Raw genomic sequence first — 24,830 nt, forward strand, 5'->3', positions numbered from 1 at the left:
AAGGGATTTTTTTATGCATCTTGTGTTTGTGCTTGCGCTTCAGCTTGTTCTTCTTCTGCGATTCGTTTGTCTTCCTGCATAACAGAAATTTTAACGAATGGCATGTAGATAAGAACTGAAAGTGCTACGTTGACAGCAGCTAGAACACCGCCGGAAATACTACTTGTTGCTAAAGCACCGCCGATGATCGGTGGTGTCACCCATGGCGGCATAACGGTTGCTACTGGAACAAGTCCCAGACTTGTTGCGAAGTAAGCGACAGTTACTAGAACCATTGGTGTCAAGATAAATGGAATAAACATGATTGGGTTCAACACGATTGGTAAACCGAACAAAACAGGTTCATTGATGTTGAAGATACCAGGTCCGATAGACAGGTTGGCAATGATCATGTTTGTTTTGCTTTTACGTCCTACTAAGTAGATTGCAATCAGCAAACCAATTGTAGCACCCGTTCCTCCCAAGTTGACAAAGCTGTCAAAGAAAGGTTTGTTAACGATAAATGGTGCGTCCTGACCAGCAGAAATAGCTTTAACGTTTGCTTCGATAGCAGGTGCATTGATTGTCTGCATCAGCGGATCAATCATGTTGGCACCGTGTAAACCGAAGAACCATAAGAATGGTGCAATGAAAGCCAACAGCAATGCTGATGGATAAGAATTAGCCAAGCCCATGAATGGCTCTTGAACTAATGTGTAGAATGATCCAACAATGTCTGTTACGCCGAAGCCGGCAAAAATTGCAGCAACCAAGGCAAACAGTGAGATGGTGATCATAGCAGGCAGTAAAGAAGCGAAGGCTTTCGCTACTGCAGGTGGTACACCCTCCGGCATTTTGATGATCAATTTTGGATTATCAGCTAAGCGAATATAGATCTCAGTTGAAATAATCCCAACGATGATTGCGATAAACAATCCTGTAGAACTCATTCCTGTAGCGCCGCCTAAGGCAAAGAATGAACCTAATGAAATAACTCCGGCAGCTGCGCCGTCTTTACGGTAGTGGTTTGCTAAATTATAAGCGAGTAAAAATGCAATCAGTACAGAAAGAATAGCAAATGTTCCGTTCCACGCAGCACCACCGAAGCCTTTCCAGGATTCTCCGCCAAAAATCGAATTCATCAATTCCTGAAAACCGGGAATCGGCAGGTTATTGATCATAACTGCTAATGCACCCAGAATCATTAATGGCATACTGACCATAAATGAGTCACGAATCGCGACTAAATGGCGTTGTGCACCAATTTTTGATGCAACAGGAATGAAGCGTTTTTCCATAAACTCCACAAACTTATTCATAGTTGTCCCTCCTAATTATTATTGGATTAAACAAATCCAATAATAATTATAGTCCAATAAAATTCATAAGGAAAGTAATATGAGCTTAAACTAATTTACACATTAAAATTAGTTGGAGAAAATATTTGATAAAAAAAGAATGTAGAACAATAATCTGTTCCTACACTCTTTTACGTCCTAAACATGAATAAATGGCGGGAGAGAAGCAGCTCCTACGACAATAAACCGAACCTCCGCTAAAATTTATAGAACAATTTTAGTTCATTCCGTCTTATTGATTGCAGGTAAACACTTCTGTCACAGCCTCTTTTGCGTTTTTTTATGGTTCTCGCTATTTTTTCTCGATACAGTAGAGGATCGGCGGCTGATTTGCTTGATTGACGAACTGATAGCTAAGAACATTGTACTGCTTTTGTGGTAGTGCTTCACAGTAGCTTTTGACCATCGTTAATTCCTGTTCGCCACCCTCGTGTCCATAGTATACGACAAGAATGATGCGTCCTTTGATAGCTAAACGAGTTAAAATTGCTTCTATAGCTGATTTAGTGGTATCAGGCTTCGTAATGATTTCTTTATCGCTTTTCGGAAGATAGCCTAGGTTGAAAACAGCTGCTTTGACAGAGATTTCCGCTGGAATCACTGAGTCAATGGTCTCATGTCCTTGATGGAAAAGCAGTGATTGTTCAGATAGATTTTTTTCCTGTAATCGTTGTGCGGTATTTTGAAGTGCGCTTTCTTGAACATCAAAGGCGTAGACTTTCCCGCTTTTTCCAACAAGCTCTGCCAAAAATGCTGTATCATTGCCGTTGCCCATCGTGGCATCGATCACATGATCTCCCGGTTGAATGATTTCCCGCAAGAGGGTGTGACTGAAATGAAGTGCAGTCTGCAGCATTATACAAGCACCTTCTTATCTATTCGAACATTGTTTTTCCCTTGATAGCTGTCCCGTTTTTTTAGCTCGTTATCAATCGCATTCAAGACTTCCCATTTTTTCAGGCTCCACATTGGACCAATCAATGAATCGTAAGGAGCATCTCCTGTTAGGCGATGAATAATGATTTCAGGAGGGATCATTTCCAGCTGATCACAGATAACAGACACATACTCGTCACGTGTCATCAACTGTAAGCGTCCTTCGTTGTAGTCCCGCATCATTTTTGTATTTGTCATCAGATGAAGTAGATGGAGCTTAATTCCTTGAATATCGGAATCAAGGATTGTTCTGCGGACATTTTCCCGCATCATTTCCATGCTTTCACCAGGCAGTCCATTGATCAGATGGGTACAAACACGAATATTATGTTTTCTAAGCTTAGCTACACCATCAAGATATGTCTGATAGTCATGGGCACGATTGATTGTTGAGCTGGTTTCTTCGTAGGTTGTCTGCAAGCCCAGCTCCACCCAGAGGTAGTAACGCTCGTTCAATTCAGCAAGGTAATCTACAACCTCATCAGGGAGGCAGTCGGGACGGGTGCCGATCGCTAAACCGACAACACCTTTCTCATTGACCACTTGCTCAAAACGGTGACGAATCACTTCAACAGGCGCATGAGTATTGGTAAAATTCTGGAAGTAGACAATGTATTGTTCTACGTTTGGCCACTTACCATGCATCATTTGGATTTCTTTTTGAAACTGTACCGGTAACGGATCGTGAGGTGCAACGATCATATCTCCAGAGCCTGAGACGCTGCAAAATGTACATCCGCCTTTGGCAACTGTACCATCTCTATTGGGGCAATCGAAGCCGCCGTCTACAGGAACTTTAAATATTTTCCCGCCGAACTGTTCTCTAAGTGCATAATTCCAAGTATGGTAACGTTTATTTGAATCGTCTGTATAAGGAAATGGGTTCATTGAGATTCTTCTTTCTTTGAATGCTTGTATTTTGACTGTTTGCTATGTCGGAATTTTAAGTAAATTGGATAAGTGATCAGCAGCCACGATAGACCAAAACAGAAGCCGCCAAGGATATCACTTGGGAAATGAACACCTAAATAAATTCTGCTGATTCCGATAAATAGAATGCCGACACCAAGGAGCAGCTGTAATAGACGAGTAAGCGGCTTTTTCTTGATAAATAGCGGCAACAGTATAATGATTGTACCATAAAGCAGAACACTGCCTGTTGAATGGCCGCTTGGAAAGCTATAGCTGTGTTCAACGACTAGATGCTCTAGCGTTGGTCGTTCTCTCATGAAAAAGAGCTTGATCAGCGAATTGAGGACACCAGCTGTAAAGCCAACGTTTATCACAAGCCAGAGTGCCTCTGTGTAATATTTTTTCAAAGCCATCAAGCCGGCAGCAATTGCAGTAAGAGCTGCGACGGTCATTGGATTGGCAAGCTTCGTGTACCAAATGGTGAATTGATTGAGAGTAGGATAAGGGGTACGAATGAATGCTGTAATCGTCTGATCAAAGCCATTCAATTGATCCGGTGCAAGCTTTACTATAGTCCCCAGGATAATAAATACGAGAAGAAAGCAGATACCTGCTGTTCGGTAGTAGGTTTTGTGTTTCATTATTAAGCGTCCTTTCAAATTAAATCACTGTCTTTTTGCGTATCTTAACTAGTATACCTCAAGGAGGAGGTTAGAAAAACCAGAGCGTTTGCCGTTTAATGAAATGTTAATGAAGAAGCTGAAGTAACATAAATCTGGTGTAGAAAAATAAAAAAATGAGTGTAAATATTATAAAACAAAAAGGCTGAGATGTGCTTATCTCAACCTTTTATCATTTTTCTAATTTTATCTAATGTTATTCTTCGTCATCATAGTCTTCATTATCATAATAATAATCACCATAAACGTTGATATCACCAGTTTTTGTTTTTAGTTCAAATTCTGTTTTGCCATTACCGATAGAATAAGAATCTGTTTCTTCTCCAAAAATCGTTATATCACCTAAGTCGCTTTCTGCATCAATTGACAGGTTCTTAAGTTCTCCGTAGACAGAGAGCTCGATATCGCCATGCTCCATTGTTGCATTTAACTTGTCTGGGAATTCCTCGCCGGATAGATAAATCGATCCGTTACTACCTGAAATATCTGCCTCTCCGCGTAGATTATTGATGGAAATCTCGCCGTTTTTTGAACTGATTTTTGACGTAACACTCTTCACTTCTGACAGATAGATGTCTCCTGAAGAAGTAGATAAATCAATTGTATTAGCAACAAAATCATTAAGAGTGATGCTGCCGTACTCAGTTTTCAGACTTAATTCTTCTACTTTTGAATCTCCCCAGAAGTTGATATCGCTGCTGCTTCCAGTAACGCTCATTTTATCTGTGGAAATAGAGCTGACAGAAATATCTGAGTTCTTGATATTCATGGTAAATTCTTCATTAGAAAAATCGGAAAGATTGATATACCCGGAAGCTTCATCGTTGACTGTTATGACATCAATGTCGTTTGGCACCATCAGAACAATTTGTGAATTCTCAAAATGGAAACCAAATCGAAATTCTCCAAGGCTGCCATTGCCCTGTTTACCGTTAACTGAAACAGTCAATGTATCGCTGGATTCTTCAACATCCAGTGAGCCTTTTAGTGGTTCAGTGACACTGCTTCGTGCGTCCATTGAAATGTCATTTCCAGTTGTTCCCTGAATGACATAGTCAGCATTTCCTGAAAGATTCAGGTTCATTTTTTTGATTTTTTCTTTATTCTTGATCGTATAGTTTTCTTCGATGTTTTCTACCATAGAAGACTGCGCTCTTTGATAGAAGACCGCACTGCCGACCCCGCCGACAGCCATAGTCAGTACACCGATAATCAAAAAGAATATCGTCACTTTTTTCATTTTAAGCTCTCCCTCCAAACACAACGCCATGCCAGCCGATATAGCGTTTCACAGATGAAAAGAATAATCTGGTCAACGGCAATAGGATCATGGTACCGATGATACCTGCTCCGCATAGGAAGATGCTAAAGAATAATTGGAACATACCAGCATCGTTAAAGCCGACAATCAATGAGTAAGTACCTAAGATTGGTGACAGGACGAAGATGATTGTCGCCAGCCAAAGTGAAAATACAACAGCGGCAAATGCAAAAAACATCCAGAACATAAATAGGAAATCGAATGCCAGCAATCCGCATATTTTCAATGCCCGCATACCGGGACTTTGTGGTCTCCTCTTATAGTAATAGTCATCATCAAACTCATAAGGATGTTCATTTTCATATTGATCGTAGTCATCATGTGCCTGTGAAGAAGAAATCTCCTGCCAGCCATCTCTAGTTAGACGTTTGTCTGGAACATCGATATCAAATTCTTGAAGGATCTCTTCAGCGATCGCACGTGGTTTCCCCAAGCTTTTGGCAATCTGTTCTTCTGTCTCTCCTGTTGCTGCACGCTCATCGAATATTTCTTCGTATTTATCCAGTATGGCAGCCTGTTGTTGATAGGAAAGGGGTTTTAGGTATATTTTAAGTTCAATCAAAAAGTGCTCTTTATTCATTTTTATTCCCTCATTTCTATTCGTACTGTTGTCTTTCTCTCATGTACACTATAAATTTTTATTGAGGGAATAACAAGGGGTTTTGGGTAAAATCAGTCTAAGGTAAAGAGGCGAATCGGTCTAAAGTCTTAGAGGGAATTTTAGAAGGAATTTGCTGTTCAAATTATTAGATTTAGATAAGACAAATAGGAGGAATTTTATATTTAAATGTTAATAATATATAAAATTAATAATAAGTGTTATCTTATGATATATCTTTAATTTTATATTGAAAAGAGGTATACTTATTATTGAGCAATTTTATGCTTTTATTAACATACGGAGGACTTAATAATGGAAAAGCGATCACGTAAAGAAAGAAGAAAAGCAGAGCAATATCAGAAGGCTTCAGAGCATTTGAAAAAGGGAACCACTGTATTCAGTTCAGCTTTAGCTGTCTCATCTATCGCAGGTTCAACTGTGTTGAGCTCACTCATTGTTGAGGCTACCGAGGGTGGCGCAGTCAGCGCTGAAATCACCCCAACTGTCGATACATATTCAGAGCAATTGCAGGAGGGGACAGCCAATACACAGGAGAACAGCAACGAAGGCTTGACTTCAACAGAAGAGTCAAGTACATCCGATGAAACTGGACAAACCGACGAAACCACAGATTCTTCAGAAACCGAATGGGGTACTGGGGAAACAGGACAGGAAACCACAGAGACTACACCTGCTGAAGATGTTGCAGATGACACTACTTCTACTGAAGACATTCCGACGACAGTAGAGTCTATTGCAGGAATCAACGTACTTGATGCATCGGCAAGAAGTGCAGTCAGTACTTCTTCATTTATTGCCAGTATTGCAGGACAGGCGCAAACCGTAGCAGCAGCTAATGACCTGTATGCATCTGTAATGATTGCACAGGCAATTCTTGAAAGCGGATCTGGGGCAAGCTCATTATCACGGGCGCCATATTACAATTTATTCGGTATCAAAGGCTCTTATAATGGTCAAAGCGTGTATATGAACACATGGGAAGTAATCAACGGCGAAAATGTCATCGTCAATGCTGCTTTCCGAAAGTATCCTTCTTATACAGAATCATTCTATGATAATGCTTATGTATTAAGAAATACCTCTTTCCAATCCGGCGTATATTTCTATTCCGGTACATGGAAGAGCAACACGAATTCATATGCAGATGCAACAGCATGGTTGACAGGCCGTTACGCAACAGACCCTAATTATGGTACAAAACTGAATTCATTGATTGTGGCTAATAATCTGACACAGTATGATACACCATCGACTGGCGGGAATAATGGCGGCAGCACTGGCGGAAATGAAGGCGGGAATACAGGCGGCTCAACAGGCAGCAGCACAAATGATACGATCCATACGGTCGTTTCAGGTGATAGCTTATGGGCACTTGCAAGTAGATATGGTACAACAATTGCGAATATCAGAAGCTGGAACAATCTTTCCGGCGATACGATTTACATTGGTCAACGGCTGATTGTGAAAAAAGGCAGTGGGTCATCCGGCGGCAGTACAGGAGGAAGCACAGGAGGCTCGTCTTCAGGCGGCAGCACTGGTGGTTCAACAGGTACAACAGATACGTACTACACAGTGAAGTCCGGCGATAGCCTGTGGGCAATTGCCAATGCAAATGGTGTGAGTATTGCGAATCTTCGCAGCTGGAACAATATTAGTGGAGATATCATTCATCCGGGACAACGCTTGATCGTGAAGAAGGGTAGTGGATCATCCGGCGGCAGTACAGGGGGAAGCACAGGAGGCTCATCTTCAGGCGGCAGCACTGGTGGTTCAACAGGTACAACAGACACGTATTACACAGTGAAATCCGGTGATAGCCTATGGGCAATTTCCAGTGCAAATGGCGTGAGTATCGCCAATCTTCGCAGCTGGAACAATATCAGTGGAGATATCATTCATCCGGGGCAACGCTTGATCGTGAAGAAGGGCAGCAGCTCTGGTTCTACGGGAAGCGCTGGCGGCAGCTCGTCCTCAGGAGGCAGCAGTTCATCAGGCGGCTCAACAAGTACAACGGATTCGTACTACACAGTGAAATCCGGTGACAGCCTATGGGCAATTTCCAGTGCGAATGGTGTGAGTATCGCCAATCTTCGCAGCTGGAACAATATCAGTGGAGATATCATTCATCCGGGACAACGCTTGATTGTGAAGAAGGGCAGCGGCTCTTCCAGCAGCACCGGCGGCGGTTCATCCACAAACAATACAAGTGGAAAAACACATACTGTAAAAAGCGGAGATACGTTGTGGGGACTGGCAATTCAGTACTCGACATCAATTCAACAGCTGAAACAGTTAAACAGCCTATCTGGTGATGTTATATTCATCGGACAGCAGTTGAAAGTTGCGTAAATTATTTTACTAAAAAAGAGCCGACACGATAAGGAGTACCCCTTGTCGTGTTGGCTTATATTTATCTATATTGATTCTATAAAGAAATAGAAGCAGCTTTTATTTCTTTGGCTAGATACTTTGTGCGTTGAATATCTGATAGCGTTTATTATAGAAGAAAATAGAAATAATCTGAAATAGTACTGATTTTTAGTTCAAGGTATCTTTGATTGTGAGGCTCTGTTCTAAGCAGTAATCATAGAATTTTTGTACGGCAGGTGTTTTTTTCTTGTTCTTTTTGGTAGCTACATAGATATATCTGGAAGGGATTTTATCAGAGATCATCAGCTTTTTCACCGGATAGGCAGAAATCGAAGGGATATCCGGCATGATCGCAACACCGTAATCACAGCCGACAAAGCCCAACATACTGTGGTCTTCTTCAACTTCACAGGTAACGACAGGCTGGATACTCTTATCATGAAGGATTTCATCTATGTATGGTCGTAGTCCACTCTCTTTGTTGTAATAGACAAAAGCATATTCGGCAAGCTCTTCAAGGGTAACAGTATTCTCAAAGCTGAGAGGATGAGTATTCGGCACGACAACAATGATTTTCTGTTCTGTCAGAATATCGAATTGAATGTCAGGATCGTCATCGATTTTTGAACAGATCGCTATGTCGATGTCATCAGATTTCAGCTGTTGAAGAATGTCGCTGGAATTTCCTTGAGAAAAGCTGAATCGAATATGTTCATTTCCACTAAGGGCTAAAAATTTCTTTGCTAATAGAGGTGTCAAAGAAGAGCCCATTGTATAGATAAAGCCTAATTGAATCTGTCCATTTTCGGGACTGGCTATTTCCTGCAGCATTTGCTTACCAGAATAAAGCTGATAGAGACCAGATGATACATAATCATAGAATATTTTTCCATATCTTGTTAAATAGATGTTTCGTCCTTTTTTTTCAAACAGCTCTACACCCAGCTCTTTTTCTAAAACAGAAATCGCATGACTCAAATTGGGCTGTGAGGTATTCAACTGTTCAGCGGTAAGTCTCATATGTTCATTTTCGGCTAATTTGACAAAATATTCCAAGTGTCGAAAATTCATATTTATCGTCTCCTTTGAAATGATAAATGAATTTTATCATATACGAATAAAAAAAGCATTGGTATTTCTTTTTCCAATGAGGTATTCTAGTGTAAAGTTACAGCGTCTGAAAGTAGGTATTAAAGTGAAAAACATCACAATCTCAAAAAAAACAGGCAGAAAAAATCGGTATTTCCCGTTGATCTGTAGTTTATACTTCAATTATATTTTTCAGGGGATGGCAGCGATCATCCTATCTCAGAATATGGATGCACTAAAAATGCAGTGGCAGGCATCGACAACACAGGTGACGCTGGTTATGAGTGCTATTGGTTTGGGACGGATCGTCAGTCTTTATTTTTCAGGCTATTTTTCTGATAAATATGGCAGGAAGAAAACAGTGATTATCGCAATCGTTTCCTACTTCATCTTCTTTTCCGGTATTCTTCTGAGCCCTAATTATCAAATCGCTGCTATTTTGGCGATGTTTGGCGGTTTCAGTAATGCATTTCTGGATACCAGCACGTATCCGACACTGGTAGAGGCCTATCCAAGTGAGAAGGACAATAGCTCACTCAGTGTGTTAAACAAGGCGTTTATTTCGCTGGGACAGTTCATTCTGCCGTTCCTGACAAGAATAATCATTACTGAAAATTTATATTATGGCTGGCCGTTCATCTTATGTATTGTCTGCCTATTTGCCAATTTACTGGTTTTGAGAAAGCAGCCTTTTCCACCTTTGACAACTGTCAAAAATGAGACTGTAGAGACAGAAATCAAGGGTCCGGAAGGAGTAAAATTTAAGATTGATGGTATTGCGCTGCTTGTTTTTTCTTTTGTCTCTGTATCAATGTTCAACATCTTTATTCTATGGATTCCTAAATTTGGGGAGCAGATGAACATTGTTAGTCAGCAGGATAGCCTGATTTTTGTCAGTGTCTTTAGTATAGGGTCATTTGTGTCCGTCTTTTTGACTTCGATGATTGTTAAAAAGGGTGCCAGTGTGACTGGTTTGATGGTTGTTTGCACAGGGATCACTGCGGTTTCTTTGATTTATATGATATTACAGCCGACCTTCATAGGCTTAGTGATTGCTTCCTTATGCGTGGGAATATTTGCTGCAGGAGGGATTTGGCAGTTAGGTCTGGCGCTGATTTTGGAGTTCTTTCCTCAGAGAAAGGGGCGCATTACCAGTCTTTATTCACTGGCAACTTCTGTTTCAGTGATGATCACCCCTTACATAACTGGAATAATGGCGGAATCAGATATTCGAACTGTCTTTTGGTATAATGCCAGCTTAACGTTAATTGGCTTGATGGCAACAATCGTCATCGCATTCCGCTATAAAACGATAGTGAAGGACAGCAGTGTGTTGCAACTGGATAAATAGAGAAAATCCCAAGTGGATTATTTCTTCAAATCGGATTTATGGAATCAAAAAGTGTGGGAACAGATTATTGTCCCACACTTTTATTTTTGTTTCATTGATAGAAATTATTTATCAATATTGATTAAATAAAGTATTAGTTTTTATTGAATGGATGTATTAAACTGTATTTGACTAGATTGTGAAATAATTAATTTGAAGAAAGAAGGATAATCATGAATAACTACCAAGCGATTTTTGAACCATTGACAATCAGACGAATGACGCTGAAAAACCGAGTGATTATGCCTCCGATGGGTACAAACTTTGCGAATATGGATGGAACCTTCAATAAGGAGCATCTCTCTTATTATGAACAAAGAGCCAAGGGTGGTACCGGCTTGATTACTTTAGAAAATGTCTGTTTCGATTATCCGATGGGGACAAATGGAACCTCTCAACTTAGAATCGACAACGATCAATATATTCCAGGTTTGTGGAAATTCAATGAAGTGATGCATGCCTATGGTGCGTCAACTTCTGTTCAGATCAACCATGCAGGAGCTTCAGCCTATGGCTTGCGTTTGAATGGACAGCAGGCGGTTTCAGCGTCAGATGTTCCAAGTAAAACTGGTAATCCGACACCCCGACCTCTGACAGAAGGAGAGATTTACGGAATCGTTGATCGATATGGAGAAGCGGCTTCTCGTGCACAGCGAGCTGGCTTTGACTGTGTAGAAATCCATGCGGGACATTCGTATCTGTTGAGCCAATTCTTATCTCCTTTATACAATAAGAGAACCGATCAGTTTGGTGGTTCTGCAGAAAACCGTGCACGCTTCACGACACTTGTAATAGAAGCTGTTCGTAAAGCAGTAGGCCCATTCTTCCCGATATCTTTACGATTCAGTGCAGATGAATTGTTGGCAGGTGGGAATACACTGGATGATTCAATCGACATTCTTAAATATTTTGCAGAGGAAGTCGATATTCTGAATGTGTCATCTGCTTTGAATGACAATCTGCAATATCAAATCGATAAAATGAACCTAGAGGACGGCTGGCGTTCATACATGGCGAAGGCGGTAAAAGAACGCTATCCAGAGAAAGTAATCGTGACTTCCGGAAATATTCGCGGCCCTAAGCGAGCAGTAGAAATCTTGGAAAACGGCGAAGCAGATCTGTTGGCTATGGGAAGAGGCTTGATTGCTGAGCCTAATTGGGTCAACAAGGTGGAAAACAATCAAGAGCATTTATTGAGAAAATGTATTTCATGTAATATCGGCTGTGCGGATCATCGAATCAACAAATCACGTCCGATTCGTTGTACAGTGAACCCAGATCTTTATTATGAAGATGAATACAAGGAGCATCAAGTCAAGCAGCCGTTGAAAATGGTTGTTATCGGCGGCGGAACGGCAGGACTGGAAGCTGCTGCTACTGCTGCAGAGGTTGGCGTTTCAGTTGATTTGTATGAGCAAAAAGGTTATCTAGGAGGCTTGGGCCAGGAGATTTCCCGCTTACCTGATAAAAATAGAATCAACGATTTTATTACCTATTTAAAAAATCGCTGTGAGGAATTGGATAACTTAACGATTCATTTGAATCATACCTTTACGATGGCTGATTTGGCAGGCAAGGATGTAGACATCATTGTCAATGCCAGTGGAGCAAAACCCTTATTACCGCCAATCAATGGCTTGCATGAAGTTCTTGCAGAAGAAAACAGAAAAGTCTTTTCCATCTTTGATGTACTTGGTGATATGGCGAAATTCAATGAATTTGAAGGCAAAGAAGTTGTGGTTATCGGCGGCGGCGCAGTCGGTCTTGATATGGTGGAATACTACGCTGAACGTGGTGCAAAAGCCGTTAGTATCGTAGAGATGCAGCCTGAGCTTGCGAAGGATTTGGATTTGATCACTAAACTGAGCATGATGGAAATTGTCCGAGACTATGACGTGAATGTATACACTTCTACTAAATTGATGCAGGTAAATGCTGACCATTTCAAAGTCGAATTGCCGACTGGTGAAGAGAAAGAGTTGTTCTTCGATTTGGGATTTGTCTGTCTGGGAATGAAAGCCGAAGCACCATTGATGGATGAGTTAAGACAGTATGCACGATTGAATGATGCAGAGTTGGTAAATATCGGAGACAGTAAAATTGCTCGACGAATCATCGAAGGAACAAAAGAAGCAAGAGATATCCTCAAAACAATCGAAAAGGTTGAATACGACCTTACACAAAAAGCAGTATTCTCAACGATAAAAGAAGCATAAACAAGGAATCAAGGATTGAAAAAAGCGACAGGCTGCTTGCCTGAAGAGATAAGTTGCGTTGATTGGAAAGCCAATGTATGTGCATGGAGAGATAATCTTCATGTACATACACTATTAATTTCTTAAAACAACTTTTTCTATCCCGCTTTTCTACATCCTATCAAAATAAACATAAAAGTGAGGAACTGAGCATGACAGAAAGATTAAGCGGACACACATTATTGATTGGGTTGATTGCAACACCAATCAGACATAGTTTGTCACCAACAATGCACAATGAGGCATTTGCCAAATTGGGAATGGATTATGCTTATCTGGCTTTTGAAGTCGGAAATGAAGAACTGGAAGATGCAGTGAAAGGAATTCGTGCGCTGGGGATTCGAGGTTCGAATGTCTCTATGCCCAACAAACAAGCAATCATTCCTTATCTGGACGAGCTGTCACCGGCGGCTGAATTAGCAGGAGCAGTCAACACCGTTGTCAACAAAGATGGAAAAGGGCATTTGGTCGGTCATATCACTGACGGCACAGGTGCGATGCGTTCCTTACGTGAAGAAGGTGTTGAGGTCAAAGGTAAAATCATTACAATGACTGGTGCCGGTGGAGCAGGAACAGCAATTGCGATTCAAGCGGCATTAGATGGTGTGAAGGAATTGAGAATTTTCAACATTGAAGATGCAGCGTTTGAGACAGCAAAAGAAACAGTTAAGAAAATCAATGAAAAAACAGACTGTAAAGCAACCGTGACTTCTCTGAAGGACCAGAAAGCCTTCAAGAAATCAATTGCTGAAAGCAGTATCTACATCGATGCAACGAGTGTTGGTATGAAACCGTTGGAAAGTGAAAGCTTGATCAATGATCCAGCAATGATCCATGATGACTTAGTCGTCTTTGATGTGGTTTACATGCCAAAAGAAACAAAGCTTTTGAAATTCGCGAAAGAAAATGGTGCAAAGAAAACCATCAATGGGCTTGGAATGATGCTGTATCAAGGAGCAGAAGCCTTCAATCTCTTTACGGGTGAAGAGATGCCGGTAGACTATATCAGAGAATTACTATTTAAGGATTAAGGGGAATGAAAATGAAAAACAAATATATGCCGACGGCAATTGGGTTGTATATCAATTATATTGTTCATGGAATGGGCGTTATTATTATCTCTCAAAATCAGAGTGCACTAATGACGCAATGGGATACTGATTTAATGGGGATTGCGAAAGTAATTTCAATGCTTGGGATCGGACGCTTGATCGCAATCATGATTTCCGGCCGTTTGTCTGATAAGTTTGGTAGAAAGCCGTTTGTTTATCTGGGTATGCTGACTTATATTGCTTATTTCTTTGGGATTTTGTTCAGTCCGAGTGTTGAGCTTGCGATGTTCTTTGCAGTGATTGCCGGAATATCCAACTCTTTCTTGGATTCGGGAACTTATCCGGCGTTGATGGAGTCGTTTCCCAAAACAGCAGGTACAGCAAATGTGTTGATCAAAGCCTTTGTGCAAATAGGTCAGTTTGCATTGCCGTTGATCATCAAATTCTTGATGTCTTCAGGACTTTGGTTTGGCTGGTCATTTATTATTGCTTCTGTGATACTGGTATTGAACAGTATTTATCTATGGAAACGTTCATTTCCTGATCAGGATGAAAAGGAAGCAACAGAAAGCAGTACAGAACCAGCTCCAACAGTTAAGTTTAAAACAAAACCAAAAATGGCAGTTGAAGGTGTTGCTTTTGTGATTTATGGATTTATCTCACAGGCAACATTCTACCTGATCAGTCAGTTTATTGGTACTTACGGCGAACAAGCCGCAGGGATGGCTGCAGCGGATGCCGGAGTTTTAGTTTCCTATTATTCAATGGGTTCCTTACTCTGCGTTGCATTCACTGCAATCGTGGCAGCAAAGATCCGTCCAGTTTACTTGGTATTATTGTATACATTGGTTTCCTTTGCAACGATTCTGGTGATGTGGATGTTCCCAACACCTATGGTCTGTACAATTGGCGCTGCTCTGGTTGGATTTTTCGCAGCCGGTGGTGTGATGCAGTTAGGCTTAACTGTTATGGGGGAAATGTTTCCGACAGGGAAAGGGACAATTACAGGAATCTTTTATACCTTTGGTAGTATCGCTTCCTTTGTGATTCCCGTAGCTGCTGCACAAATTGCGAAAAGCAGTGTCCGCAACATCATGTTATTTGATACAATCATTGCAGGGATCGGTTTTGTTCTTGCTGTAGTAATCTTTATTCGCTATCGTCAAACAGTTGATACAAGTGAAACAAACTAAAAAATTGAGAGAACCATATAGCTATACCATCAATCAGTTGGTTTAGTATAATAAAAGTAATGATAATGATGAGCACAAGAGGTCGGGACAAAATGCTACGCCCTTATCCGCTTTTCTGCATCTGGGTTCTCGCTACACGTTGTTCCGATCTCATCAATCTCTAAGTAGTAGAACTACTAAGAATTGAAGGACTATGCTTCGATCCTCGAAGCATGGAGGAGCTTTGTCCCACCGTTTATTCGGTTCTAAGTATAGAGGGGGCATGGGAATTTACTTATGTTCCAGCCTCTTTAAAAGAATAGATAAGGAGCGTAAATAAATGAAAACTGTAAAAGTTGCGGATGTAGTTATTGGCGAAGGCTTGCCTAAAATCATTGTTCCTTTGGTAGGAAGAAAAGAAGCTGAGATACTAGCGGAAGCTAAAACATTGGCTGAGCTGGATTGCGATATTATCGAATGGCGAATTGATTTTTTTGAAGAAGTAACAAATGAGAAAAAAGTAGCAGAGCTGTCAAAACAACTAAAAGATGTTCTGAATAAACCCTTGTTGGTGACTTTCCGTACGAAAAAAGAAGGCGGCGAGCTGGAGTTGCCGGATGCGCAGTATTTCTCGATTTATGAAGAAGTGATTGCCTCTGGAAAGGCAGATTTGATTGATGTAGAGCTGTTTATGCCATCAGAAGAGTCTGCTCAGCTGATTGCCAAGGCTCATGAACAGGGTGTTAAAATAGTTATGTGCAACCATGATTTTCATGCGACGCCTGAGCAAGCTGAAATCGTCAATCGATTGAAAATGATGCAGGAAAAAAATGCAGATATTTGTAAAATTGCAGTGATGCCGCAAAGTCCTGCCGATGTGTTGACGTTGCTTGCTGCAACTGAAGAGATGAAGCGTGAGCATGCGGATCGTCCATTGATCACCATGTCAATGGGGGCATTGGGCATGGTTAGCCGAGTGTCTGGTCAGACCTTTGGTTCAGATGCAACTTTCGGTGCCGCTGCACAAGCTTCTGCACCGGGACAGGTTCCAGTTGGAGAATTGAGAACGATCTTGAAGGTGCTAAAGCATTGAGTTTTTGAAAATCCAATCTCAGTATATTTGACTGACAGGAAATAACTGCTTTGATTTATTGATGTTTTCGTGAGAAATTTGTCAAAACGATTGAATTCTCATGAGAAATTTGATAGTATGAGTCTCGTATACGAATACAACGATGATGAGGAGTAGTAGAAAGAACTCTGTGATAGAGAGCGTATGGTTGGTGGAAATACGCACAGAAGCTTTTGAACTCGCCTTGAAGTTGCTCTTTGCTGAACATTAAGTAGGTGAAGACGGCGGCGGCTGTTAAAACGCTGGAGATTCGTCTGTGCAAGTAGCGAATGAACTTAGGTGGTACCACGTTGATTAGAACGTCCTATGGGATTTTTTCCCATGGGACTTTTTTTTATTCTAGTCGATTGTGTCAGATCAACAGCTTGAAGCTGAAGGATCGCAGCGGTTTTTAGTTTTAGAGGTTGGAGCATCATCTTTACGGCAGCAGATAAATGACAACAGGAGGAAGAACATGAATTACGATCACAAGCAGATTGAGAAAAAATGGCAGAAGTATTGGGCGAAAAACAACCTGTTCAACACACATGATGAACCTGGAAAGAAGAAGTTTTACGCATTGGATATGTTTCCTTATCCTTCAGGTCAAGGGCTTCATGTTGGCCATCCGGAAGGATATACAGCGACAGATATCCTATCACGTATGAAGCGAAGTCAAGGCTATAATGTCCTGCACCCAATGGGATGGGATGCCTTTGGTTTACCAGCTGAGCAGTATGCACTGGATACAGGAAATGATCCAGCTGATTTCACGAAGAAAAACATTGAAACCTTCAAGCGTCAAATCAATTCATTAGGCTTCAGCTATGATTGGAATCGTGAAATCAATACAACAGATCCGGAATATTATAAATGGACACAATGGATTTTTACGAAGCTGTATGAAAAAGGCTTGGCTTATGAAGCAGAAGTAGCGGTAAACTGGGTACCTGAACTAGGAACAGTTATTTCCAACGAAGAAGTTATTGATGGAAAAAGTGAACGTGGCGGATACGATGTGATCCGCAAGCCAATGCGTCAATGGATGCTGAAAATCACTGCCTATGCAGATCGCCTATTGGATGATCTGGAGCTGGTGGATTGGCCGGACAACATCAAGGAAATGCAGAAAAACTGGATCGGTCGTTCTGAAGGAGCAAACGTGACCTTCAAAATCGAAGGAACAGATAAAGAGTTCACGGTGTTCACAACACGTCCTGATACGTTGTTTGGTGCGACTTATGCAGTAATGGCACCAGAGTTGGCATTGGTACAGGAAATCATGACAGAAGAGCAGCGTTCAAGTGTTGAAGCTTATATCGATGAGGCCTCTAAAAAATCAGAGCTGAACCGAACTGATCTTGCAAAAGAAAAAACAGGTGTATTTACAGGAGCGTATGCAATCAATCCGGTAAATGGCGCGCGTATCCCGATTTGGATCGCTGACTATGTGTTGGCATCTTACGGAACCGGGGCAATCATGGCTGTTCCAGCCCATGATGAGCGGGATTATGAATTTGCGAAAACATTTGGTCTTGAAATTACGCCAGTAGTAGAGGGCGGCAATGTGGAAGAGGCTGTTTATACTGGTGACGGTGTTCATATCAATTCTGAATTCCTGAACGGCTTGAACAAGGAAGATGCAATCAAGAAGATGAATGAATGGCTGGAAGAGCAGGGCGTAGGTAAAAAGGAAACTAGCTATCGTCTACGTGACTGGTTGTTTTCACGTCAACGTTATTGGGGTGAACCAATTCCTGTGATCCATTGGGAAGATGGTACAACAACGACTGTCCCAGAATCAGAGCTGCCATTGACTTTGCCGAAAACAGATGATATCAAGCCAAGCGGTACTGGTGAATCGCCACTGGCAAATATTGAAGAATGGATCAATGTTGTCGATCCTGAAACTGGGAAGAAAGGGCGTCGTGAAACCAACACCATGCCTCAATGGGCAGGGAGTTCATGGTATCACCTGCGTTATGTCGATCCTCATAATAAAACAGCGATTGCCGATCCTGAGAAGCTGGAACGCTGGCTTCCGGTAGATATCTACATCGGTGGAGCAGAACATGCGGTACTGCATTTGCTGTATGCACGTTTCTGGCATAAGTTCCTATATGATATCGGTGTGGTACCAACAAAAGAACCATATCAAAAGCTGTTCAACCAAGGAATGATTCTAGGACAAAGCTTCCGAGATTCTCGCGGGGCGTTGGTTCCGACAAACATGGTTGAAAAACGTGATGGTGTATGGGTGAATATCGAAACAGGAGAACAACTGGAAGAAGCTCCGGCGAAAATGAGTAAATCATTGAAGAATGTCGTGAATCCCGATGATGTGATCGAGAAATACGGAGCGGATACACTTCGCATGTACGAAATGTTCATGGGACCATTGGAAGCAGCGATTGCTTGGAGTGAGAATGGATTGGAAGGAAGCCGTAAATTCTTGGATCGTGTATGGCGTCTGATCGTAGACGAGGATGGAAAAATGCGTGATCGTATCACAACGATGAATGATGACAAACTGACAAAAGTTTACCATCAAACAGTGAAGAAGGTTACGGAGGATTACGAACAGCTTCATTTCAATACAGCTATCTCGCAATTGATGGTCTTCGTGAATGAAGCCAACAAGGCAGAGGTACTTCCTTATGAATACGTCGAAGGCTTTGTTCAACTACTTGCACCAATCGCACCACACATTAGTGAAGAGCTATGGTCGATTCTTGGTAATGACGAAAGTCTGACATATGTACCGTGGCCGACTTATGATGAAAGCAAATTGGTGGAAGATGAGATTGAAGTTGTTTTCCAAGTAAATGGTAAAGTGAGAGACAAAGCAACTGTTGCTAGAGGCTTGAGCAAGGAAGAGCTTGAAGCACAAGCAAAAGCGTCAGAACATATGAAACCATTCCTTGAAGGAAAGACGATTCGCAAAGTAATCGTGATTCCAGATAAGCTGGTCAATATTGTTGCGAATTAACTAGAAAATGAAGAAGCAGTGTAGGGGATTCAACCTATCTGCTTCTTTTTTTTGGTCTGGACGCTACAAAAAAAATACCCTATAATAAGCAAAATAATAAAAGTAGAGAAGGAGACAAAGAATGCAGGGAATCAGCCATATGACCTTCATCGTTCATGATCTGGACAAAGCCGCTCATTTTTTTAAAACAATATTTTCAGCAGTAGAAGTCTATTCAAGTGGGCAGGATACTTTTTCAGTAGCTCGAGAAAAATTCTTTTTGATTGGTGAGTTGTGGATTGCAATCATGGAGGGGGAAAGCTTACCGACGAAAACCTACAATCATATTGCCTTCAAAATCGATTCGACTGAAGTGGACGATTATTTGGAAAGGATCAGCTCTTTAGGTTTGGAAATCAAGGACGGCCGTGTGCGAGTTACTGGGGAAGGGCAGTCCATTTATTTCTATGACCATGACAAGCATTTGTTTGAACTGCACACAGGTACTTTGGAGGAACGCTTGAATCGATATAGACAAAGGTAGATTGCGAAGAAGATCGCTTCATGATACAATAACAAAAAAGAACAAGGTGGTGAGTAAGCGTGATGGTCGTTATGTCAAAAATAACATATAGAGTTTTTGATTTTTTAGGTTTCATTTATTTTTGCTATAACATTATTTCCGATTTTTTCCTTCAAGGCATCAGTGTGTCCAAAAATGAAGAAAAAATCAAATAAAGAGACCATTCAGACTTATTCATATGAATTCTATAGATGAATTAAATAACACGTAAGTCATGGGTATTATTTCCTGTGGCTTTTTTTATTAGAGTATTTACTCGATTCCTGTAGCAAGGCTGAATGGCAGGAAGAGGAAAAAAATGTTGATTCAATTACAAGGAATAGAAAAAAATTATAGTACGTATCCATTATTTGAAAATGTAAGCTTGAAGGTTGAAAAAGGGGAACGGATCGGTATCGTTGGAACGAACGGTTCCGGGAAGTCCACAATTCTAAAAATGATCGTTGGGTTAGAAGCTCCGGATAAAGGAACAATCAGTATTCAAAAAAATACGGCAGTGGGCTATCTGGCACAGGTTCCTGAGCCGGAACAGAAAATCGTGCGTGAATATCTACTTGCGTCCTTTGAAGCAGTCAATCATCTGCAAAAACAGCTGAAGGTGCTGGAACAGCAAATGTGTGATCCGGACGGGGATTTGGATAAAACACTGGCTCGTTATGGAAAAGTGCAGGAGGAGTTTGAAGCAGCAGGCGGTTATGAGATCGAAAGTCGACTGGAAATGATCACCAATGGGTTGGCTGTCGCTCATTTATTAGAGCAATCCTTTGCTGATCTTAGCGGTGGGGAGCAGACGATCATCAACTTGGCACGTATTCTTTTACAGCAAAAGGATCTTCTCTTGTTGGACGAACCAACAAACCATCTTGATGTTCAGCGGATTCGTTGGTTGGAAGGTTATCTGGTTCATGAAAAAACAGCCTGCATCATCGTTTCCCATGACCGTCAGTTTTTGAATAATGTGGTGGAAAAGATCGTTGAAATAGAGGATGGTCAGGCATGGGCCTATCCTGGGAACTATTCAGCATATAAAGAGCAAAAAGAGGCACGTCTGGAAAAGCTTCGAAAAGACTTTGCTGAGCAGCAGAAGGAAATTCAGAAGATGAAGCTGGCGATTCGCAGATTTCGACAGTGGGGACACGAAGGAGATAATGAAAAGTTCTTCAAGAAGGCCAAACAGCTGGAGCGCCGACTGGAAAAAATCCAAAAGATTGCGAAGCCGAAGGATGACAGCAATAAGCTGGGAAACAAGAATTTTCAACAGGCAGATCGTTCTGGAAAAGAGGTTCTTTTAGGAAAAGGAATCCAAAAGAGCTATGCCTCTCGTACCTTATTCAAAGAAAGTGGTTTTTCGATTTACTGGAAAGAGCGTCTGGCAATCATTGGCGAAAATGGTGCAGGAAAGACGACCTTGATGCGACTGATCATGGAAAATGAAAAGCTGGATGAAGGAGAAATGAAGCTGGGAAGTAAGGTAGTCATTGGCTATCTGCCTCAGATGATTGAATTTGAGCAGCCGCAGCGAACGATTTTACAGGAATTTATGTATGAATGTTCTTTAGGCGAACAGGAAAGTCGCCGTATATTGGCGGGCTATTCCTTTTATAAGGATGATGTGATGACTCAACTGCGTTTCTTAAGCGGTGGGGAAAAGGTACGGTTGGAATTGGCTAAGCTGATGCAGAAAGAAGTGAATTTTCTCTTGCTGGATGAACCGACGAATCATCTAGATATTGAAACGAGAGAGGAAATAGAAGAAATTCTGGAAGAGTTTGAGGGAACATTATTAACGGTTTCCCACGACCGCTTCTTTCTTGAGAAAATGTTTCAGCACTTTTTGGTGATCGATCAACAGCGAGTCACTAAGGTAACTGGAAGCTACTCAGGCGTATCAACAGTAGAGAACTAATCGTATGCTGCAAATAGAATCAAAGCCAAAACAGCTGGGTCAACTCATTTAAAATGAGCTGGTCCAGCTGTTTCTGTTTATTTTTTGATGGCAGTTACATCTTCTCCAAACCATTTCTCAGAAATCCTTGCCAGCTCACCGTTTTCACGGAGTGCGAGGAAGGCTGCGTTGATTTTTTCTGCCAGCTGAGGGTCTGTTTTGCGAATACCGACGGCAAATGTTTCACTTTCAAACCCGCCGGCTATAATAGAATAATCAGCCAAATTATCTTCATGTGAAAGGTAGTAATTTGCATACACACGGTCAATCAGAAGCCCATCGATTCGTCCGCTTTTTAAATCCATAAAGGCCTCATTGAAGCCGTCATACAGTATAGGGGTCTGATCTTTTACGTAGTTTTTTAAGATTTCCGGCTGGTCTTCAAAGCTGTGATAACCGGAAGAACCGTTTTGTGCACCAAGAATTTTTCCCTTCATGTCTGAAAATTGATCGATCCCGTTTTTCTTAAGGGAAACAACGACCTGTTCATTTTTCATGTAATCATCACTGAATAGTACTTTTTCTTCTCGTTCTGCTGTTTTGGAATAACCATTCCAGATGAGATCGATTGTCTGATTTTGCAGCTCATTTTCCTTCATGGACCAATCGATTGGTTGAAAATCGACTTCGATCCCATAGAGGTCAAATACAGCTTTGGCAAGGTCAACATCAAATCCGATGATCTCACCGGCTTTGTTTTGAAACCCCATCGGAACAAAGGAATCATCCAGTCCGACAATCACCCGTTTTTCCTCTTCGATTCGGTTCCACTGGTCGGTATCTGATTTTTTACGGCCGCAGCCGGCACTTAGAAAAAGGAGCAGGATGGTTGGCAACAGCCAGTATAAGTTCTTTTTCATCAAAGGACTCCTTTCTATTGGACGGGGGCGACAGTCAATAATTGATCAGCAATATTTTCTGCAAACTGCATATCATGGGTAACAACGATTTGTGTGATGCCTTGTTCCTTCAAGCCGAGAATCACTTCTTCTACCTGTTGGCGCAGCTCAGGGTCTAATGCACTGGTGGGTTCATCGTAGCCCAATACCTTAGGCTTCATAGCTAAAGCTCTTGCTAATGCTACCCGTTGTTTTTGACCACCGGATAACTGATAAGGATAGAGCGATTCTTTTCCGGCTAAGCCGAATTTATCAAGTAAATCGAGTGCTTCATCCACACTCTCTTGTTTTGCCTGCTTCAAAGATAGAACAGGAGCAAGTGTAATATTGTCAAGAACAGAGAGGTGTGGGAATAATTGGAAATCCTGAAAAACGATCCCGACAACCTGATCAGCATTATCCATAGCCACTGGATCAAATGACGTGCCATCAATCAATAATTCTCCGGAATCAATGGTTTCTAAGCCGGCAAGGCATCGCAGTAACGTTGTTTTCCCGCCGCCGGAGGGTCCGACAATTGTCAGGATTTCTCCATCTGGTATATCAAGGCTCAAACGATCGATGATCGTTCGTCCGTCAAAGCTCTTGGTTAAGTTTTTTATCGTCAACATACGCATTTCCTCCTGATTATCTATAGTATTGGTAATATTTTTCGATTTTTTTTGAAAGCAAAGTCAATACTGCGGTGAACAGCAGATAGATGACCCCAACCAGAGCAAGCGGTAAAATCGTCACATCTCTACTCATAGCAATCTTCCCTGCTCTCAGTAAATCGCCAAGACCAAGAACATAGATGAGGGACGTATCCTTGACTAAGTTGATGACCTCATTGCCAATCGAAGGTAAAACGATTTTGATCACCTGAGGCAAAATGATTTTTTGAATCGTCTGCAGCTTTGTCAAACGCAAAACCTTAGCTGCTTCGTATTGCCCTTGTGGAATCGATTGAATACCGCCGCGAAAAATTTCTGCGAAATAAGCGGCATAATTAAGAATAAATGCAAATAGTGCAGCGTCATAACGCTCAAATACAATGCCTATCAAAGGCAGTCCATAGAAGACAAAAATCAGCTGCAATAATAATGGCGTTCCCCGCATCAGCCATATATATACATTGATCAGGTACGTCAGTGGTTTGAAGCGTGTCTGTAAACCAAAGGCAACTAAAACGCCTAGTGGAATCGAACCAAGTAAAGTAAAGATAAACACTTTGATTGTCATCCCGGCTCCGCTTAGTAAAGCGGGCAAAATTTCCCATACATAATCCATCTTACATCCTCCAATATCTTTTGATATCTATTCGTTGAAATGAGTGGTAGGAATCCTTCCTCTCATAAAAACCAAAATCATCGTATTTCTAAAATGGGCATCTGTCTTTGTGCTCCAGCAGCATCAATGCTTCCGAAAAATAAAAAAACCCCCTCGGCATAACTGCCAAGAGGACGATAGACCGTGGTTCCACCTCAATTTACTGCTGTCTTGCGAGAGCAGTCTCGTGAGCATTCAAATAGGCGAATGCTTCCTCAGGTAACGGTGAGTGCCGCAGCTTCCTACTGTTTTATGTTCAGAAGCTGACGGGTACAGATGTGTTCTCCATTGGTTTTCAGATGCTTCTCTCAGCGAATGAAGCATTCTCTTTTCAGAAAAGTGACAATGGCTACTTGTTCTGTCCATTTGTTTTTACTTATATGCTGGAATCAGTTTGACATGGTTAGCTTTCGGACATGTCTTGAATAAAATAAAAAAGTCCTTTGGCATATATAATGCCAAAGGACGAAGTATCGTGGTTCCACCTTTGTTTACTGCTATCTCACGATAACAGCCTCGTAAAGTCTTAGACTTTCTGCTGTAACGGGCGCACCCGGATATACCTACTAGTCATTCAGTACACCAACTCCCAGATGTGGTTCACTTTGATTTGTATCTTCTTTCAGCGACCGAAGACTCTCTACTGACAAATCATCAAGCTACTCTTCTGTTCTTTGTTTTTTATTACTTTATCATCGGACTCGGATTCTGTCAACTGGAAAATATGGTAAAATATCAGGCATATAAGTTAAGCATTCAATTCTTTTCAGGTAAAATAGTAGGAAGAGCAAGAACAAAAATGCTTTTGTGACGTTCTTAACTTTTTACTTTTTCAAGGTGACTCTGTCATTTTGTTAGCAACGGATAAGTAGATAAAACA

Annotated in this window: 19 protein-coding genes and 2 other annotated features; of the genes, 9 read left to right on the top strand and 10 right to left on the bottom strand. The window is 41.4% G+C overall.

What is annotated here, in order from left to right; translation table 11 throughout:
• Positions 1 to 11 precede the first annotated feature (11 nt).
• From I6N96_RS10610 to I6N96_RS10635, 6 genes are all read right to left on the bottom strand, one after another.
• Positions 12 to 1,298, bottom strand: coding sequence for a PTS sugar transporter subunit IIC (locus tag I6N96_RS10610; RefSeq protein WP_209557519.1), 1,287 nt, complete (start codon positions 1,296 to 1,298; stop codon positions 12 to 14).
• Between the two features lie 331 nt (positions 1,299 to 1,629).
• Positions 1,630 to 2,193 (bottom strand): tRNA 5-(aminomethyl)-2-thiouridylate-methyltransferase MnmM, encoded by a 564-nt coding sequence (mnmM, locus tag I6N96_RS10615; protein WP_209557520.1) that lies wholly within the window; start codon positions 2,191 to 2,193, stop codon positions 1,630 to 1,632.
• Positions 2,193 to 3,161: a tRNA modification radical SAM protein MnmL/YtqA gene (gene mnmL / locus I6N96_RS10620; RefSeq protein WP_209557521.1), complete on the bottom strand. Its 969-nt coding sequence runs from the start codon at positions 3,159 to 3,161 to the stop codon at positions 2,193 to 2,195. The genes mnmM and mnmL overlap by 1 nt, the downstream gene beginning before the upstream one ends.
• Positions 3,158 to 3,826, bottom strand: coding sequence for a phosphatase PAP2 family protein (locus I6N96_RS10625; protein ID WP_209557522.1), 669 nt, complete (start codon positions 3,824 to 3,826; stop codon positions 3,158 to 3,160). The genes mnmL and I6N96_RS10625 overlap by 4 nt, the downstream gene beginning before the upstream one ends.
• Before the next feature lie 235 nt (positions 3,827 to 4,061).
• Complete coding sequence (locus I6N96_RS10630; protein ID WP_209557523.1) at positions 4,062 to 5,105, bottom strand: DUF4097 family beta strand repeat-containing protein; 1,044 nt, start codon at positions 5,103 to 5,105, stop codon at positions 4,062 to 4,064.
• Between the two features lies 1 nt (position 5,106).
• The gene (locus I6N96_RS10635; protein ID WP_209557524.1) at positions 5,107 to 5,766 is read right to left on the bottom strand and encodes a DUF1700 domain-containing protein; all 660 of its coding nucleotides are present in this window, start codon (positions 5,764 to 5,766) and stop codon (positions 5,107 to 5,109) included.
• Positions 5,767 to 6,099: 333 nt separating this feature from the next.
• Here I6N96_RS10635 and I6N96_RS10640 point away from each other — a divergent pair, with 333 nt between their 5' ends.
• The gene (locus I6N96_RS10640) at positions 6,100 to 8,157 is read left to right on the top strand and encodes a muramidase family protein (RefSeq protein ID WP_209557525.1); all 2,058 of its coding nucleotides are present in this window, start codon (positions 6,100 to 6,102) and stop codon (positions 8,155 to 8,157) included.
• Positions 8,158 to 8,346: 189 nt separating this feature from the next.
• Here the strand turns inward: I6N96_RS10640 and I6N96_RS10645 are convergent, their stop codons facing one another.
• Complete coding sequence (locus I6N96_RS10645) at positions 8,347 to 9,249, bottom strand: LysR family transcriptional regulator (RefSeq protein ID WP_209557526.1); 903 nt, start codon at positions 9,247 to 9,249, stop codon at positions 8,347 to 8,349.
• Between the two features lie 124 nt (positions 9,250 to 9,373).
• Here I6N96_RS10645 and I6N96_RS10650 point away from each other — a divergent pair, with 124 nt between their 5' ends.
• From I6N96_RS10650 to abc-f, 8 genes are all read left to right on the top strand, one after another.
• Entirely contained in the window at positions 9,374 to 10,618 is a 1,245-nt protein-coding gene (locus tag I6N96_RS10650; RefSeq protein ID WP_347339080.1) for an MFS transporter, read from the top strand.
• A 212-nt stretch (positions 10,619 to 10,830) separates the two neighbouring features.
• Positions 10,831 to 12,873, top strand: coding sequence for an oxidoreductase (locus I6N96_RS10655; protein ID WP_209557528.1), 2,043 nt, complete (start codon positions 10,831 to 10,833; stop codon positions 12,871 to 12,873).
• Positions 12,874 to 13,064: 191 nt separating this feature from the next.
• Positions 13,065 to 13,943 carry a shikimate dehydrogenase gene (locus I6N96_RS10660; RefSeq protein WP_209557529.1) on the top strand — a complete coding sequence of 293 codons (879 nt, stop codon included), beginning with the start codon at positions 13,065 to 13,067 and terminating at the stop codon, positions 13,941 to 13,943.
• A gap of 11 nt (positions 13,944 to 13,954) precedes the next feature.
• Positions 13,955 to 15,157: an MFS transporter gene (locus I6N96_RS10665; protein ID WP_209557530.1), complete on the top strand. Its 1,203-nt coding sequence runs from the start codon at positions 13,955 to 13,957 to the stop codon at positions 15,155 to 15,157.
• 319 nt (positions 15,158 to 15,476) lie between these two features.
• A complete protein-coding gene (gene aroD / locus I6N96_RS10670) occupies positions 15,477 to 16,229 on the top strand; it encodes a type I 3-dehydroquinate dehydratase (RefSeq protein WP_209557531.1) in 753 nt (250 codons plus the stop codon).
• Positions 16,230 to 16,362: 133 nt separating this feature from the next.
• Positions 16,363 to 16,578 (top strand) — a binding site (T-box leader).
• A gap of 144 nt (positions 16,579 to 16,722) precedes the next feature.
• A complete protein-coding gene (gene leuS / locus I6N96_RS10675) occupies positions 16,723 to 19,236 on the top strand; it encodes a leucine--tRNA ligase (protein ID WP_209557532.1) in 2,514 nt (837 codons plus the stop codon).
• Between the two features lie 121 nt (positions 19,237 to 19,357).
• Positions 19,358 to 19,759: a FosX/FosE/FosI family fosfomycin resistance hydrolase gene (gene fosX, locus I6N96_RS10680; protein WP_209557533.1), complete on the top strand. Its 402-nt coding sequence runs from the start codon at positions 19,358 to 19,360 to the stop codon at positions 19,757 to 19,759.
• A 337-nt stretch (positions 19,760 to 20,096) separates the two neighbouring features.
• Positions 20,097 to 21,704, top strand: coding sequence for a ribosomal protection-like ABC-F family protein (gene abc-f / locus I6N96_RS10685; protein ID WP_209557534.1), 1,608 nt, complete (start codon positions 20,097 to 20,099; stop codon positions 21,702 to 21,704).
• 77 nt (positions 21,705 to 21,781) lie between these two features.
• Here abc-f and I6N96_RS10690 read toward each other — a convergent pair whose 3' ends face one another.
• The 3 genes from I6N96_RS10690 to I6N96_RS10700 are packed head-to-tail and all read right to left on the bottom strand — an operon-like array spanning position 21,782 to position 23,911.
• Positions 21,782 to 22,603, bottom strand: a complete 822-nt coding sequence (locus I6N96_RS10690) for an amino acid ABC transporter substrate-binding protein (RefSeq protein ID WP_209557535.1) — start codon at positions 22,601 to 22,603, stop codon at positions 21,782 to 21,784.
• Between the two features lie 14 nt (positions 22,604 to 22,617).
• Entirely contained in the window at positions 22,618 to 23,253 is a 636-nt protein-coding gene (locus I6N96_RS10695) for an amino acid ABC transporter ATP-binding protein (RefSeq protein ID WP_209557536.1), read from the bottom strand.
• Positions 23,254 to 23,269: 16 nt separating this feature from the next.
• Entirely contained in the window at positions 23,270 to 23,911 is a 642-nt protein-coding gene (locus tag I6N96_RS10700; RefSeq protein WP_209557537.1) for an amino acid ABC transporter permease, read from the bottom strand.
• Positions 23,912 to 24,408: 497 nt separating this feature from the next.
• Positions 24,409 to 24,634 (bottom strand) — a binding site (T-box leader).
• Between the last annotated feature and the right edge of the window lie 196 nt (positions 24,635 to 24,830).

It is taken from the genome of Enterococcus larvae (assembly GCF_017830045.1).
Lineage (GTDB): Bacteria > Bacillota > Bacilli > Lactobacillales > Enterococcaceae > Enterococcus_L > Enterococcus_L larvae.

Excerpts from the sequence above, each read along its gene's own strand:
- I6N96_RS10640 (WP_209557525.1), top strand. The coding sequence starts at position 6,100 with ATGGAAAAGCGATCACGTAAAGAAAGAAGAAAAGCAGAGCAATATCAG.
- I6N96_RS10660 (WP_209557529.1), top strand. The coding sequence starts at position 13,065 with ATGACAGAAAGATTAAGCGGACACACATTATTGATTGGGTTGATTGCA.
- I6N96_RS10630 (WP_209557523.1), bottom strand. The coding sequence starts at position 5,105 with ATGAAAAAAGTGACGATATTCTTTTTGATTATCGGTGTACTGACTATG.
- I6N96_RS10695 (WP_209557536.1), bottom strand. The coding sequence starts at position 23,253 with ATGTTGACGATAAAAAACTTAACCAAGAGCTTTGACGGACGAACGATC.
- I6N96_RS10700 (WP_209557537.1), bottom strand. The coding sequence starts at position 23,911 with ATGGATTATGTATGGGAAATTTTGCCCGCTTTACTAAGCGGAGCCGGG.
- I6N96_RS10690 (WP_209557535.1), bottom strand. The coding sequence starts at position 22,603 with ATGAAAAAGAACTTATACTGGCTGTTGCCAACCATCCTGCTCCTTTTT.
- I6N96_RS10610 (WP_209557519.1), bottom strand. The coding sequence starts at position 1,298 with ATGAATAAGTTTGTGGAGTTTATGGAAAAACGCTTCATTCCTGTTGCA.
- I6N96_RS10645 (WP_209557526.1), bottom strand. The coding sequence starts at position 9,249 with ATGAATTTTCGACACTTGGAATATTTTGTCAAATTAGCCGAAAATGAA.
- abc-f (WP_209557534.1), top strand. The coding sequence starts at position 20,097 with ATGTTGATTCAATTACAAGGAATAGAAAAAAATTATAGTACGTATCCA.
- I6N96_RS10655 (WP_209557528.1), top strand. The coding sequence starts at position 10,831 with ATGAATAACTACCAAGCGATTTTTGAACCATTGACAATCAGACGAATG.
- aroD (WP_209557531.1), top strand. The coding sequence starts at position 15,477 with ATGAAAACTGTAAAAGTTGCGGATGTAGTTATTGGCGAAGGCTTGCCT.
- I6N96_RS10635 (WP_209557524.1), bottom strand. The coding sequence starts at position 5,766 with ATGAATAAAGAGCACTTTTTGATTGAACTTAAAATATACCTAAAACCC.
- mnmM (WP_209557520.1), bottom strand. The coding sequence starts at position 2,193 with ATGCTGCAGACTGCACTTCATTTCAGTCACACCCTCTTGCGGGAAATC.
- I6N96_RS10625 (WP_209557522.1), bottom strand. The coding sequence starts at position 3,826 with ATGAAACACAAAACCTACTACCGAACAGCAGGTATCTGCTTTCTTCTC.
- I6N96_RS10665 (WP_209557530.1), top strand. The coding sequence starts at position 13,955 with ATGAAAAACAAATATATGCCGACGGCAATTGGGTTGTATATCAATTAT.
- leuS (WP_209557532.1), top strand. The coding sequence starts at position 16,723 with ATGAATTACGATCACAAGCAGATTGAGAAAAAATGGCAGAAGTATTGG.
- mnmL (WP_209557521.1), bottom strand. The coding sequence starts at position 3,161 with ATGAACCCATTTCCTTATACAGACGATTCAAATAAACGTTACCATACT.
- fosX (WP_209557533.1), top strand. The coding sequence starts at position 19,358 with ATGCAGGGAATCAGCCATATGACCTTCATCGTTCATGATCTGGACAAA.